We start from the raw sequence: 14,099 nt of genomic DNA on the forward strand, positions 1-14,099 counted from the left end.
CTTTACGGGGCCCAGGTCAGGAAGTTCCCGATCATCCGCAGGCCTACATCCTGGCTTTTTTCCGGGTGGAACTGCATCCCAACCATCGTGTCGCGGCCAATCACGGCCGTGACCTCTTGCCTATAATCCACATAGGCCAGCCGCTGCGCCGGATCGGTGACGCGGAAATGGTAGGAGTGGACAAAATAGACGTGATCGCCGGATTGCACCCCGTCAAACACGGGATGTTCGCATTCCAGAACCAGATCGTTCCAGCCCATATGCGGGACTTTCAGCGCGGCGTCTGCCGGCTCGATCCGCACCACGTCACCGGCAACCCAGCCCAGACCGTCCGTGTCGGTGTACTCGTGACCCTTTGAGGCCATCAGTTGCATCCCGACGCAGATGCCCAGAAACGGACGGCCTTTCTGTTCGACCGCCTCGACCATCGCGTCATAGATGCCTTTGTGCCCGCGCAGTTCGGCGGCGCAGGCGGGAAAAGCTCCGTCGCCGGGCAGAACCAACCGATCCGCCCGCGCGACGACATCTGCGTCCGAGGTCACGACGACTTCGCCCGCATCAACCTCGCGTGCCATGCGCTGAAACGCCTTTTCGGCCGAGTGCAGGTTGCCGCTCTCGTAGTCGATGATGGCGGTCAGCATTTACAACGCACCCTTGGTGGACGGAATCGCATCCGCCTTGCGTGGGTCTGTTTCCACTGCCAGCCGCAGGGCGCGGGCAACGGCCTTAAAAGCCGCCTCGGCGATGTGGTGGCTGTTGAACCCGTGCAACTGGTCGATATGCAACGTTATACCGCCATGGGTGCTGAGCGCCTGAAAGAACTCGCGCACCAACTCGGTGTCGAATGTGCCGATCTTCTGGGTAGGCAGGTCCACATTCCAGATCAGGAACGGGCGCGCCGACAGATCCAGCGCGCACCGTACCTGCGCGTCGTCCATGGGCAGGTGGCACTCGCCATAGCGACGGATGCCCTTTTTGTCGCCCAAAGCCTGCGTCAAAGCCTGACCCAGCGCGATGCCGGTGTCCTCGACCGTGTGGTGGTCGTCGATGTGATAATCGCCCTTGGCGCGGATCGTCATGTCGATCAGAGAATGGCGCGCAAGCTGGTCCAGCATATGGTCAAAGAAGCCAACGCCGGTCTGGTTGTCGTACTGGCCGGTGCCGTCCAAATTGACCTCGACCGTGATCTCGGTTTCGGCGGTCTGACGGCTGATCTTTGCGCTGCGCATGGGCGAATTCCTTTTGCTACAGGCGCGCTTATAGACGGGGATGGGCGGGCATTTCCAGACCGCCCGTCGCATTCAACGCAAACTGTTGCAGGGGATTGCGCCCGGACGCGGCCCGTGTCAGCCTGCGGGCAAGTCAACCAACAAGGCCCGGCCCATGTCCACCTGCGTTTTCATCCAGATCCGTTGCAAACCCGGCACCACTTACAAGGTGGCCGAGGAAATCGCCCTGCGCGAAATCCACTCCGAGCTGTATTCGACCAGTGGTGAATTTGACCTGCTGCTGAAACTCTACATCCCGGAAACCGAGGATGTTGGCCATTTTATCAACGAAAACCTTCTGGTGATTCCCAACATTGAGCGGTCCCTGACCACGATGACCTTCAAGGCGTTCTGAGTCAGATCACCGTTTCCGAAGCAGGGGGGTGTTGGGCCACGACCAGTGCAGCGCCGCTGTTCGATTGCCTGTCCGCCGCGCCAGCGCGAAGCAACTGTAGCAGGCCAAACAGCAGCATCAGCGGAAAAGCGAGAGTCACCAGGTGATTTCCACCCGCTAGCAGTGACCAAGCGATACCGGCTGCGCTGATCGTCAGTAAAACCGCAGAGTGCCTGCGCATCTGTTGGGCATTTTCGGGTTTGTAGGTCAGAAACCCGTTGCGAGAAAACAAGGTCAGGCAAAGACCGGTCGCAAACACGCTGCCCAGAACAAGAGAATCGATGTTTGCGATCATCATGTCTGCGGCATGGCTGTTGCCAGCCAGAAACAGCACTTCAATCAGCGGCGTGATCGCGACCATGAAGAGATTGATGCCCAGCAAAATGGGGTGCGGACTCATCAGTTTTTTCAGATACGCAACACAAACGACCGCCGCCAATACAGTCCCGACCCATCCTGTCATACGCAAGTCATCCGTGACGCGGGACAGTACCAGAAAGCTCAAACCTGGCAGGTTTTCGAAAACATCGAGCAGGAGGCGCTTTTGTTGGTTCCCTATCATTCGAAAGACGTCCCTGAATTTCTTAGATGTATTGAGTACTTACTTTGAATAATAAGCTGGCCCTCTAGCCCAGCTCAAACGTCGTTACGCCGAAAATGCGGCTCAGGTCGATATCCGGCTCGTGATTGGAATACATCCGGGCCGTTTCAAATACTTTCTCCAGCTCAAGCTTCGTGGCCAGTGCAAAAGCAGCTTCGTTGGGTTGCGGTATGTCGATGAAGACCTCGTGCCCGCTGTGTTTCGCGGGCAAAGGTTCTAACAGACTGGCCAGCAGGTTTTCGGCTATGTCCGCGCGGTCCGCGAACAGGGGGCCGACTTTGTAGCCGGTCTTACACGGGCGCATCGTTGCATAGCCCTTGATTTGACCATTCTCGGAATACACGCGCGAAATATGGGTTGGCGCGCTAATCCAACTTTGCAGAAACGCGTCGCGTTGGGCAGGGAAGTGTTGGCGGTCATAAGCAATTAACGCGTTGGAAGCGGCAGCGATGGAATCAACACCGGTTGATGGCGCTAGTGCCCGCTGAATTCCCACAACGGTCCCCGCGAAGCGGTGATTGTTGTAGGCGAAGGTGAAGCCCGACTTGCGATAGTTGTGTTGCTGGTCGACGACTCCATCCAGCCCAATGTTGTGTTCGGCGCAATTTTCCAGCGCATGCTGCCAGATAGCAAGCCCGTGGCCAGAGCCACGGTACTCGGGCCGAACGATATAGAACCCTAGGAACGCAAACGCGTCGTCGTATTGGACGACCGAGATAGAGGCGATCATCTCACCATTCAGAAACCCGCCCCAAAACCCTTCTGTAGCTGTGCCATGAAAACACGTTGCGTCATGATGGCCGGGGTTCCATCCCTCGTGTCCGGCCCAATCCACAGCCTCCTGCAACTCTTCTGCGGTAAGGGGGCGTATCACGTAAGCAGACATCGGAGCGTCCTGTGTTGCGGAATACAACCAGAATGGTGCAAAGCCTGCGAAAGAACCAGTAGGTTTGGAGAGGTTGGTATCTGGAGCGGGCGAGGCGATTCGAACGCCCGACCCTAACCTTGGCAAGGTTATGCTCTACCCCTGAGCTACGCCCGCATCAGATACATGTGTTGGTCCGAAGACCTCTCAATGGAGCGGGCGAGGCGATTCGAACGCCCGACCCTAACCTTGGCAAGGTTATGCTCTACCCCTGAGCTACGCCCGCGCCGTTGAGTGAGGAGGGATGTATTAATTCCCAGGCGGGGCTGCAAGCGGAAAAATACAAAATGACGGAAAAATCTTTCGACGGAATCCCGCGCGCCGTCCGTTCAAGACTGAGAGCATTACAAAACAAGAGGGTTCGAGGAGAGGAAATGACACGGATTGCAGATATGAAAATGGCTCTGCTTGCTGCACTGATCGTATTGACGTCAGTGCTTTGTGCGCCGGACGAGGACAGGTTGAGCGAAGTTGAGCCGGTTCTTATGAAAGCTCCGCTGATTGAAACGCGGGTTTTGGCGGGTTGACCCCGCCACCCGGATCACAGCGCCATCATGAGATTCGCAATGGCCGCCACCAGAATGGCAGCGAATGTCAGCAGCATCCCGATTTGGCGCAGTACAATGATCTGAGGGGTGCGACCAAACCCATATGCGTGCAGCAAACGGCCCGCCAGCAACATTAGTCCCAACAGATTTACCATCAGCCCACTGGCCCCTTGCAGTTCGACCATGGCGATTAACAGCAAGGCAAAGGGGGCATATTCGGCGCAATTTGAGTGCGTCCGCATCGCCTTGAGCATCGTTTTGTCACCGGCATCCCCGACCGATATTTTTGCGCTGCGACGGACGGCAATAACGTTGAGGCTGAGCACAATATAAAGAATGGCAATCAGGGCAGCGTAGATCGGGGTAATTGCAAGCATGAGGGGCCTCCGGCGGATCAAAGAAAAGGCCGCACAGTTTCCTGCACGGCCCTTCAAAGATTAACTGGATTTTTGTTTTATTCCAGTTCGATCAACAAGTCCTTGGCGTCAATTTGACCGCCGGGCTGGATGTGGACAGCTTTGACCACCGCGTCGCGTTCGGCGTGGATGCCGGTTTCCATCTTCATCGCTTCGATGGTCAGAAGCATGTCGCCTTCCTTGACTTCTTGGCCCGCAGTCACAGCAATAGTCGCCACGACACCCGGCATCGGTGCGCCGACATGGTTGGCGTTGCCTACCTCAGCTTTCGGACGCGCTTGTGTGGTTGCTGTCACCAGACGGTTCGGAACCCGGATCACGCGCGGCTGACCGTTGAGTTCGAAGAAGACTTTGACCTCGCCTTTCTCGTCGGTTTCACCGATAGCCTGGCAGCGGATTTCCAGTATCTTGCCCGGATCGATTTCGGCTGTGATCTCTTCGCCCGGCTCCATTCCGTAGAAGAAGGTACGCGTCGGCAGTGCGCGGACCGGACCATAGGTGCGGTGGCGACCCATGTAGTCCAGGAAGACCTTGGGATACATCAGGTAACCGTTAAGGTCCTCGTCATCGACCTCTTTGCCTTCCAATTGCTTGGACAGTTCGGCGCGGGTGGCTTCCAGATCAACTGCAGGAACGTCCTTGCCCGGGCGTTCGGTGTTGGGGGCCTCGTCCTTCAGCACCTTTTGGATGATGGTGTCGGGGAAGCCGCCCGGAGGCTGACCCAGGTTGCCGCGCATCATGTCCACGACCGAGTCGGGGAAGGCCACGTCTGTATCCGGGCTTTCCACATCGTCGCGGGTCAGGCCCTGGCTGACCATCATCAGCGCCATGTCACCAACAACCTTGGATGAAGGCGTCACCTTTACGATGTCGCCGAACATCTGGTTCACGTCGGCATACATCTGAGCGACCTCGTGCCAGCGTTCTTCCAGACCCAAGGAACGCGCTTGCGCCTTGAGATTGGTGAACTGACCACCGGGCATCTCGTGCAGGTAAACCTCGGATGCCGGGGCCTGCAGGCTGGATTCGAACGCCGCGTACTGACCGCGCACCGCTTCGAAGTAGTCGCTGATCTCGCGGATCGCCTTGATGTCCAGACCAGTGTCACGCTCGGTGTGACGCAGGGCTTCAACCACGGTGCCCAGTGTTGCCTGCGATGTGTTGCCCGAGAAGCTGTCCATCGCGCAATCCACTGCGTCCACGCCCGCCTCGGAGGCGGCTAGGATGGTGGCGCTGGCGATACCGGCAGTGTCATGCGTGTGGAAGTGAATCGGCAGGCCAACCTCTTCCTTCAGCGCGCGGATCAGGATCTTGGCCGAGGCCGGTTTCAGCAGACCGGCCATGTCTTTCAGGCCGAGAACATGCGCGCCCGCGTCGCGCAGCTCTTTCGCCATGCCGACATAGTATTTCAGGTCATACTTAGCGCGGTCCGGGTCCAGAATGTCACCGGTGTAGCAGACAGTGCCTTCGCAGATCTTGCCGTTCTCGATCACCGCATCCATGGCGACGCGCATGTTTTCAACCCAGTTGAGCGAGTCGAACACGCGGAACACATCGATATTCTGCGACGCCTGACGCACGAATTCCTGCACTACGTTGTCCGGGTAGTTGGTGTAGCCAACACCATTGGCCCCGCGCAGCAGCATCTGGGTCATCAGGTTCGGCATCGCCTCGCGCAGGTCGCGCAGACGCTGCCACGGGCATTCCTGCAGGAAACGATAGGCCACGTCGAAGGTCGCGCCGCCCCAGCATTCGACCGAGAACAGTTGCGGCAGGTTCGCGGCGTAGGTCGGAGCCACTTTGATCATGTCGATCGAGCGCATCCGGGTCGCCAACAGCGACTGGTGACCATCCCGCATGGTGGTGTCGGTGATCAGCAGTTGCCGCTGCGCTTTCATCCAGTCGGCCACAGCCTGCGGGCCTTTTTGCTCCAGCAGATTGCGGGTGCCCATTTTGGGCTCACCCTTCATCGCAGGGGGCTTAGCTTCCTTCAGGTCGGCCCGCGGCTCGGGACGATCCTTGGTTTCAGGGTGGCCGTTGACGGTGATGTCCGCGATGTAGGTCAGAACCTTGGTGCCACGGTCGCGGCGTTTCTTGAACTGGAACAGGTCCGGTGTCTCGTCGATGAATTTGGTGGTGTATTCATTCGACAGGAAGGTCGGGTGTTTTAGCAGGTTCTCAACAAAAGCGATGTTGGTGGAAACGCCGCGAACACGGAATTCGCGCAGGGCGCGGTCCATCCGGGCAATTGCCTTCTCGGGTGTCGGTGCCCAAGCGGTGACCTTGGTCAGCAGCGAGTCGTAATAGCGAGTAATCACCCCACCTGCATAGGCGGTACCGCCGTCCAGACGGATACCCATACCCGTGGCCGAGCGATAAGCAGTGATGCGGCCATAGTCCGGAATGAAGTTGTTCAGCGGGTCCTCGGTTGTCACGCGCGTCTGCAGCGCGTGGCCGTTCAGGCGAATCTCGTCCTGGCTGGCTTTGCCAGTAGCCTCGGCCAGCGTTTTGCCTTCAGCAATCAGGATCTGAGCCTGAACGATGTCGATGCCGGTCACTTCTTCGGTGACTGTGTGTTCCACCTGTACGCGGGGGTTCACCTCAATGAAGTAGAACTTGCCGGTGTTCATATCCATCAGGAATTCGACAGTACCGGCGCATTCGTAGTTCACATGGGCGCAGATACGGCGGCCCAGATCACAAATCTCGGCGCGCTGCTCTTCCGTCAGATACGGGGCAGGGGCGCGTTCCACGACCTTCTGGTTCCGGCGCTGGACCGAGCAGTCCCGTTCATACAGATGGTAAATCTCACCATGCTTGTCGCCGAGGATCTGAACCTCGACGTGGCGGGCGCGGGTGATCATCTTTTCCAGATAACCTTCGCCGTTACCAAAGGCGGCTTCGGCTTCGCGGCGGCCTTCCAGCACTTTTTCTTCAAGCTCGTCCTCGGACAGGATCGGGCGCATGCCGCGCCCGCCGCCGCCCCAACTGGCCTTCAGCATCAGCGGATAACCGATTTCGGCGGCCTCGGCCTTGATGGCGGCCATGTCATCGCCCAGAACTTCGGTTGCCGGGATGACCGGCACGTCAGCGGCGATCGCGACCTTACGGGCACTGGCCTTGTCGCCAAGGGCGCGCATAGTTTCCGCCTTGGGGCCGATAAAGGTGATGCCGTTCTGCACACAGGCATCCACGAAATCAGGGTTTTCGGACAGCAGGCCGTAGCCGGGGTGAATCGCATCAGCGCCGCACTCCTTGGCCACGCGGATGATCTCATCAATGCTTAGATAAGCCGCAACAGGTCCCATGCCTTCGCCAATGCGATACGCCTCGTCCGCTTTGAAACGATGCAAGCCCAACTTGTCTTCCTCGGCGAAGACCGCGACGGTGCGCTTGCCCATCTCGTTGGCTGCCCGCATGACGCGGATGGCTATCTCGCCGCGGTTGGCGATCAGGATTTTGTTGAAGTCGGTCATATCAGGTCCCGGTCTTGGTGGTTTGGCCGTGTTCATAGGCGGACAATACGCGCTCGTATATCAGTCCTTCTGGGTAGAACCGGCATGTTATCGCTCGCAAACGCCGCCTTTTTGACGAGATTGTCTTACACACGCTGCGTTGCAGCATCAACTTTTGGGATTGCCGACGGGATTTCCTGCAGGTTTGGAAGGCCCATTTGGCCCATATTGGCAATCATGTCCTGGCGCAGGATGTCGATGACATGCGCAGGGCCACGCGCGCCCAAGGCACTGAGACCATACAAAAATCCCCGCCCAAGCATGACAAAATCCGCGCCCAAAGCCATCGCGCGCAGAATGTCCAAGCCGCCCTCGATGCCACTGTCAAAGATCAGCGGCAGGTCAGTCGCGTCGCGGATCGCCGGAAGCACATTGATACTGGCCGGCGCGCCGTCAAACTGGCGGCCTCCGTGATTCGAGACCCAAATGGCATCAACCCCGGCATGTTGCAGTTTCTGGGCATCGTCAGACCGCATGACGCCTTTCACGATGAATGGCCCGTCCCACGCGTCCCGCAGCCATTTGACATAGTCCATGTCGGGAGAGGTGCGCAGCAGGTAACCAACATGAGCCGTTGGCGGAAGGGCGCTGTGCCCATCTATATACTTGTCCAACGTCCGCATTCTGGGCATTCCCTTCTGGGCCATGCCCAAAGCCCAAGTTGGACGCAGGGCGATCTGTGCCAGCAGGCGCGGGTTCAGTCTGGGTGGTTGAGTCAGGCCCGACCGTGTTTGCCGTTCCCGCCGCGAAGCGACAGGAACATCAACGGTCAGAACAAGTGTCGAGAACCCAGCCGATTTGACGCGATTCAGAATATCGGTGCGAATATCCGGGTCTTTCGGCGGATATAGTTGAAACCAGGCGTTATTCCCCAAATAAGGGGCCAGGTCCTCGGGGCTCTGACTAGCGACGGTGGACAAAGTATAGGGCAGCCCCGCATCGGCGGCTGTACACGCCAACAGCTGTTCAGCGTTTGGCCAGACCAGCCCGGACATCCCGATCGGCGCGATGCCGAAGGGTAAGGGGAAGTCCTGCCCCAGAAAACTCGTGCTGGTATCACACTCTATCGGGCCATGCAGGATGGAGGGCAGCATTTCCACCTGATCCAGCGCGGCCCGGTTTTTATGTAATGTGGTTTCGGTTCCTGTACCGCTCGCCAGGTATTCCCAGACAAAAAACGGTACTCTTCGCCGCGCGCGACGTTTCAGGTCGGCAATGCCGGGAAATGAGCTGTGTAAATCCATACGAATTGATCCGACCTGCCGAGCGATTCTGCAAGCTTTCCAAGCGACTGAGGCGAGTGAGGCTGGTTTTCAGGGCTGCCTGAGCTTCGCGCCAGTGTTGCGCTGGCATGGTGGCTTCGGCTGATACGAACGCAACTTATCCAAAAATTTAGCACGGCGCGTTGCTGCGTAGCAGGTGGAGCAGGTGGAAAAAGAGTTAAAATCTACGCGAACAAGGGGTGAACAAACCCTTTCCCTCGACGCATAGACAGCGTAGTTTGAGTACATGAGCAGTTTCGACGAAATGGACGCCTTTGAGGGCGCATCACTGTCCGCGCGGGCTATGGCCGTCCGCCCCACGCCCTATCTGGATGAACTGAACCCGGCCCAACGCGAGGCGGTGGAGCGGCTGGACGGTCCGGTCCTGATGCTGGCCGGGGCAGGGACGGGTAAGACCAAGGCCCTAACCGCGCGCATCGCCCATCTGCTGAGCACCGGGCGTGCGCGCCCGAACGAGATTCTGTCGGTCACCTTCACCAATAAGGCAGCACGCGAGATGAAAATTCGTGTGGGCCGCCTGTTGGGGCAACCCGCTGAAGGGATGCCTTGGCTGGGCACTTTCCACTCGATCTGCGTCAAGCTGCTGCGCCGCCATGCGGAATTGGTCGATCTGAAATCGAACTTCACCATTTTGGACACAGATGATCAGTTGCGCCTGCTCAAGCAGCTGATTCAAGTTGCGAATATCGACGACAAACGTTGGCCCGCGCGGATGTTGTCCGGGATCATCGACGACTGGAAAAACCGCGCACTGACACCCGACAAGGTGCCTGCGGCGGATGCCGGCGCCTACAACAACAAGGGTATTGAGCTTTACGCCCAATACCAAATCCGCCTGCGCGAGTTAAACGCGGTGGATTTTGGCGACTTGCTGCTGCACATGGTCACGATCTTCCAATCTCATCAGGACGTGTTGGAGCAATACCAGCGCTGGTTTCGTTACATTCTGGTGGACGAGTATCAGGACACCAACGTCGCTCAATACCTCTGGCTGCGTCTGCTGGCCGGGGCACATAAGAATATCTGCTGCGTCGGCGATGACGACCAGTCGATCTATGGCTGGCGCGGGGCCGAAGTGGGTAACATCCTGCGGTTCGAAAAGGACTTTCCCGGTGCATATGTGGTGCGGCTGGAGCAGAACTATCGTTCTACACTTCATATTTTGGAGTCAGCGACAAATGTAATTTGTGGAAATGCAGACCGACTTGGCAAAGAGCTTTGGACAGACGCGGAGAAAGAAGGTCACAAAGTTCGATTGATAGGTCATTGGGATGGTGAAGAAGAGGCGCGTTGGATCGGAGAGAAAATCGACGATCTAGTAAGTGGAAGGGCTGTTGAAGCACAGAATAGGTTTAATCCTAGACTGAAAAGCTTCGAGCAAGAACTGGATCGACGGGCAAAGGTTGGCTTGGGTCCGATTGATAAACAAACTTACATCAAAGAGGCGTTCGAATCCGGCAGTGTTTATTCAGATATCAAAACACAGAATCTAGTTATTGAGCTGTTATCTGCAGACGAAAAATCGTCCAATATGCTTCAATCTGTTCTGGCCGGCCGAGCAGAGAAGTTTAGCTTCGATGACATCGTGATTCTGGTCCGGGCCTCGCACCAGATGCGTGCGTTCGAGGATCGGTTCCTGACCATTGGTCTGCCCTACAAGGTGATCGGTGGCCCGCGATTCTATGAGCGGATGGAGATCCGTGATGCCATGGCCTATTTCCGGCTGGTGGTCAGCCCCGGCGACGATCTGGCGTTCGAGCGGATCGTGAACACGCCAAAACGCGGTTTGGGCGACAAGGCCCAACAAACGATTCAGATAACGGCTCGGGAAAACGGCGTTTCGCTCATCGATGGGGCGCGGATTGCGGTCGACAATGGCCTGATTAAAGGTAAAGGCGGCAAAGCGCTGCGCGAGTTGATCGACGGGCTGGCACGTTGGAATGCGATGACGCGCGGCCCGCGGATCGAGGTAGAAGACGAGTCGGTGATTGATGATGGCGCGCCGATGCGGTTCGGAGAGCCCGAGGTCTCGCATATCGAGTTGGCGCAGATCATTCTGGACGAATCCGGCTATACCGCCCACTGGCAGAACGAAAAGACGCCCGAGGCGCCGGGCCGGTTGGAAAACCTCAAGGAACTGGTCAACCAACTCGACAATTTCGAGAATCTTCAAGGATTCCTGGAGCATGTCAGTCTGGTTATGGACAATGAGCAGGAGGGCGATGGGGCCATGGTCTCGATCATGACCCTGCACGCGGCCAAGGGGCTGGAGTTTCCCGCGGTCTTCCTGCCGGGATGGGAGGATGGGTTGTTCCCCTCGCAACGGTCGATGGACGAATCGGGACTCAAGGGTCTCGAGGAAGAGAGGCGGTTGGCATATGTCGGTATCACCCGCGCCGAAGAGGTCTGCACGATCTCCTTTGCCGCCAACCGGCGGGTATTTGGGCAGTGGCAGAACGCGATGCCGTCGCGATTCATCGACGAATTGCCCGAGGACCATGTCGAGGTGCTGACGCCTCCGGGTCTTTATGGCGGCGGGCAACCAACGGCTAGCATCGAATCCCGAGCGGCCGAGGCGAATGTCTATAACTCACCCGGATGGAAACGGATGCAGGCGCGGCAGGGGCAATACGGCACGTCGCAGCCGCGCGAAAGCCGCAATACGGTGATCGACGCTACCGCAATAGCCAGCTTCACCCAGGGCGAACGCGTGTTCCACCAGAAATTTGGTTATGGCGCGGTGATTGGTGTCGAAGGCGACAAGGTCGAGGTGGATTTTGACAAGGCGGGCACGAAAAAGGTGGTCTCGCGATTTTTGTCGGCCAAGGACGACGTGCCGTTCTAAAGCCCTTCAACCAGAACCATGTTCGTTGTTGCTGTGCGATGTCGGATTTTGGCCAGTTCGATATAGTCCGGGTCGTCCTTCCATGCCTTTGCGGCCTCAAGGGATGGAAACTCCATCAGGACTATTCCGTTCTCGGCCCAATTGCCTTCGATCACGTCGATGGGTTTGGATGAAACTGTCAGTAGACGACCGCCGTGGCGGTCAAAGATCGGCATGAAGCCCTCAAGGTACGCCTGATAGCCCTCCGGGTCGTGGATCGAAATCTGCGCAATGAAATAAGCGGCCATTGGGAGCTCCTCACAACTCGTTTGGGGCTCCATTCTACATACAGCCCCAAAAAAAGAAAAAAACGGCGGTTCCCAGGGAGGAGGAGAGGGAACCGCCGTTCTTTTTAACATCAAGGCAGGGAGGAGGAGAGCCCCGATGTATCCGAACCCGGGTTTGATCCCGGTATGAGGAAGACGCGGCGACGTCAGGGAGGAGGAGAGACGTCGCCGCGCACTTTCAACACCGGGAAAGGGAGGAGAAATACCCGGTGTGTCAGTTTCCGGCGTTCAGGGCCGGTATAAGGTGCGGCGACATCAGGGAGGAGGAGAGATGTCGCCGCTGATATACAGGTCCTAAAGGGAGGAGGAAGGACCTGATCTCGGTTATGTCATTGCGCGCTTAGTGCGCGACGTGTTCTTCGGCCGCTTGCATCGCCAGACGGCGGATCATCGAGCGGTGCAGGCCCAGATCGGCCAGTTCGCGATTTGTCAGCCCGGACAGTTCGTTCACTGTCTGGCGATAGACGCGATGGCGAACAAAACGGGCCTTTACAGCCTCAATCAAAGAAGCCAAGCCGGTCGCCGGAGCGCCCTTCAGCGCGGTCTGTTGTGTTGCTGCAGCCATCTGGGTTACTCGATTTTTCTTGTTGTTGCCGGTGTAACCCGGCGGTTGCTTGAGATTGAAAATAGGCTAATGCTGCAGATGCACAATAGCCCATGTCGTCAATGCTGCTATGCGGCAATTGCATAGATATCAATAAGTTGGATGTCTGATAGGTTAAAAGCCTTTAAAATAAGGATTTTACTATAGTGTTGAATGCTTCTGCCTGTGCCTGGGTGGCAAGGCTTGCGCGGTATCGCTTCTTCTTTGTGCATCTTTTGTAAGATCTGTGCGTTTTGAAATCGCTGGTGGGCGGAGTTCCTTATCGACGGGCGTCACAGCGCTGTATGGGAATTCATGGGTGCGGGGTGGGCGGGTCTGGAATCGAGGCTTCGATGTGCGTGCGGCCGAGCGATTCGTGTATTGATTCAGGAAGAATCGACGTCACGGGGTAAGAAATTGCAACTTACTCCAAAATTTCTGGGAAAACATGGGACAAGGTGGGTGGTAAGCATTTTTACCATATGTAGTGTTGTGTTTAATCGCATGCGGTATTTGTAGTGCTCTTTGATTGTTTTCATTTGTTTTCACTTTGAGTATTCTACTGACTCGCCGATCTGCCGTTAAAAATTCCTGTTGATTTCCATGAATTCCCATGGCATCCCTTATACATCCGATGAGGACGAGGTACATGGGGCGCCAAACGACCCCGAACCAATAAAAACAGGTTTCATACAGGCATCTCGCTTTCATCACTCTAGAGATCCGGCGCGCGGGCGAGCAGACATCCCCCCAGGTGGCGCGCGCAGCTGGACATCCCGCAAAGCGGGCCAATGCGGCGGGTTGATCAGTGGCAGCAGATCAACCCGCCGTTTTTCATCCGGGGGGAACGTGAATTTTAGGTGGGGCGCAAGCGAAAGGGACAGTCGTCTTGGCGCGCAGGTTTAGAGGTGAAAGCCACCACAAGGTGGATACGAAGGGCAGGGTGTCGATCCCGGCCTCGTTTCGCCGTGTGCTTGAAGCCTCTGATCCAAACTGGCAGCCGGGTGACACGCCTGAACTGGTAATTGTCTACGGCGACCACCGTCGCAAATTCCTGGAATGCTATACCATGCAGGCGATCGAAGAGGTCGACGGCAAGATTGACGCGCTGCCGCGCGGCTCGATGCAGCGGAAGATGCTGCAGCGCATGTTCCATGGTCAGTCCTTCCCGACCACCGTGGACGAGACGGGGCGTCTGGTATTGCCCGCGAAGCTGCGCAACAAGATCGGGCTTGAGGGCGAGGCATTCTTTATCGCCGCTGGTGACACGTTCCAGATATGGAAGCCTGAGACTTACGAATCTGAAGAACTCGCCGCTGCAGAGGATTGGCTGGACGAACAGCCTGAGGACTTTGATCCTCTGGTGTATCTAGACGGCGTCGGGGAGGCGTAGCG

Annotated in this window: 13 protein-coding genes and 2 tRNA genes; 4 read left to right on the forward strand and 11 right to left on the reverse strand. The window is 57.3% G+C overall.

The window, feature by feature from the left end:
- Nucleotides 1–2: 2 nt before the first annotated feature.
- Together hisH and hisB are read right to left on the reverse strand one after the other, a co-directional pair.
- The gene (gene hisH / locus ACR0ER_RS02965; protein ID WP_480767656.1) at nucleotides 3–641 is read right to left on the reverse strand and encodes an imidazole glycerol phosphate synthase subunit HisH; all 639 of its coding nucleotides are present in this window, start codon (nucleotides 639–641) and stop codon (nucleotides 3–5) included.
- Nucleotides 642–1,229, reverse strand: coding sequence for an imidazoleglycerol-phosphate dehydratase HisB (gene hisB, locus ACR0ER_RS02970; protein ID WP_480767657.1), 588 nt, complete (start codon nucleotides 1,227–1,229; stop codon nucleotides 642–644).
- Between the two features lie 154 nt (nucleotides 1,230–1,383).
- Here hisB and ACR0ER_RS02975 point away from each other — a divergent pair, with 154 nt between their 5' ends.
- On the forward strand, nucleotides 1,384–1,623 hold the full coding sequence (locus ACR0ER_RS02975; RefSeq protein WP_170331970.1) for an Lrp/AsnC family transcriptional regulator: 240 nt from the start codon (nucleotides 1,384–1,386) through the stop codon (nucleotides 1,621–1,623).
- Nucleotide 1,624: 1 nt separating this feature from the next.
- Here ACR0ER_RS02975 and ACR0ER_RS02980 read toward each other — a convergent pair whose 3' ends face one another.
- From ACR0ER_RS02980 to ACR0ER_RS02995, 4 genes are all read right to left on the reverse strand, one after another.
- Nucleotides 1,625–2,224, reverse strand: a complete 600-nt coding sequence (locus ACR0ER_RS02980; RefSeq protein ID WP_480767658.1) for a hypothetical protein — start codon at nucleotides 2,222–2,224, stop codon at nucleotides 1,625–1,627.
- 64 nt (nucleotides 2,225–2,288) lie between these two features.
- Entirely contained in the window at nucleotides 2,289–3,149 is an 861-nt protein-coding gene (locus ACR0ER_RS02985) for a GNAT family N-acetyltransferase (RefSeq protein ID WP_480767659.1), read from the reverse strand.
- A gap of 81 nt (nucleotides 3,150–3,230) precedes the next feature.
- Nucleotides 3,231–3,305 (reverse strand) — tRNA-Gly (locus ACR0ER_RS02990).
- A 34-nt stretch (nucleotides 3,306–3,339) separates the two neighbouring features.
- A tRNA-Gly gene (locus tag ACR0ER_RS02995) sits at nucleotides 3,340–3,414 on the reverse strand.
- 148 nt (nucleotides 3,415–3,562) lie between these two features.
- Here ACR0ER_RS02995 and ACR0ER_RS03000 point away from each other — a divergent pair.
- The gene (locus ACR0ER_RS03000; RefSeq protein ID WP_480767660.1) at nucleotides 3,563–3,715 is read left to right on the forward strand and encodes a hypothetical protein; all 153 of its coding nucleotides are present in this window, start codon (nucleotides 3,563–3,565) and stop codon (nucleotides 3,713–3,715) included.
- A 14-nt stretch (nucleotides 3,716–3,729) separates the two neighbouring features.
- Here the strand turns inward: ACR0ER_RS03000 and ACR0ER_RS03005 are convergent, their stop codons facing one another.
- The 3 genes from ACR0ER_RS03005 to ACR0ER_RS03015 all read right to left on the reverse strand — a co-directional run bounded on the left by ACR0ER_RS03005 (nucleotide 3,730) and on the right by ACR0ER_RS03015 (nucleotide 8,911).
- Complete coding sequence (locus ACR0ER_RS03005; protein WP_480767661.1) at nucleotides 3,730–4,113, reverse strand: MAPEG family protein; 384 nt, start codon at nucleotides 4,111–4,113, stop codon at nucleotides 3,730–3,732.
- A 77-nt stretch (nucleotides 4,114–4,190) separates the two neighbouring features.
- Entirely contained in the window at nucleotides 4,191–7,628 is a 3,438-nt protein-coding gene (locus ACR0ER_RS03010; protein ID WP_480767662.1) for a pyruvate carboxylase, read from the reverse strand.
- Between the two features lie 125 nt (nucleotides 7,629–7,753).
- Nucleotides 7,754–8,911 (reverse strand): alpha-hydroxy acid oxidase, encoded by a 1,158-nt coding sequence (locus tag ACR0ER_RS03015; protein ID WP_480767663.1) that lies wholly within the window; start codon nucleotides 8,909–8,911, stop codon nucleotides 7,754–7,756.
- A gap of 265 nt (nucleotides 8,912–9,176) precedes the next feature.
- Here ACR0ER_RS03015 and ACR0ER_RS03020 point away from each other — a divergent pair, with 265 nt between their 5' ends.
- Entirely contained in the window at nucleotides 9,177–11,795 is a 2,619-nt protein-coding gene (locus tag ACR0ER_RS03020) for an ATP-dependent helicase (RefSeq protein WP_480767664.1), read from the forward strand.
- Here the strand turns inward: ACR0ER_RS03020 and ACR0ER_RS03025 are convergent.
- Together ACR0ER_RS03025 and ACR0ER_RS03030 are read right to left on the reverse strand one after the other, a co-directional pair.
- A complete protein-coding gene (locus ACR0ER_RS03025) occupies nucleotides 11,792–12,082 on the reverse strand; it encodes a DUF1330 domain-containing protein (RefSeq protein ID WP_170331595.1) in 291 nt (96 codons plus the stop codon). The two genes, ACR0ER_RS03020 and ACR0ER_RS03025, sit on opposite strands and share 4 nt — an antisense overlap.
- 379 nt (nucleotides 12,083–12,461) lie before the next feature.
- Entirely contained in the window at nucleotides 12,462–12,686 is a 225-nt protein-coding gene (locus ACR0ER_RS03030) for a DUF1127 domain-containing protein (protein WP_480767665.1), read from the reverse strand.
- Nucleotides 12,687–13,593: 907 nt separating this feature from the next.
- Here ACR0ER_RS03030 and mraZ point away from each other — a divergent pair.
- On the forward strand, nucleotides 13,594–14,097 hold the full coding sequence (mraZ, locus tag ACR0ER_RS03035; protein ID WP_170331592.1) for a division/cell wall cluster transcriptional repressor MraZ: 504 nt from the start codon (nucleotides 13,594–13,596) through the stop codon (nucleotides 14,095–14,097).
- Nucleotides 14,098–14,099 lie beyond the last annotated feature (2 nt).

The sequence above is a fragment of the Ruegeria sp. CH8 genome, from assembly GCF_056536985.1.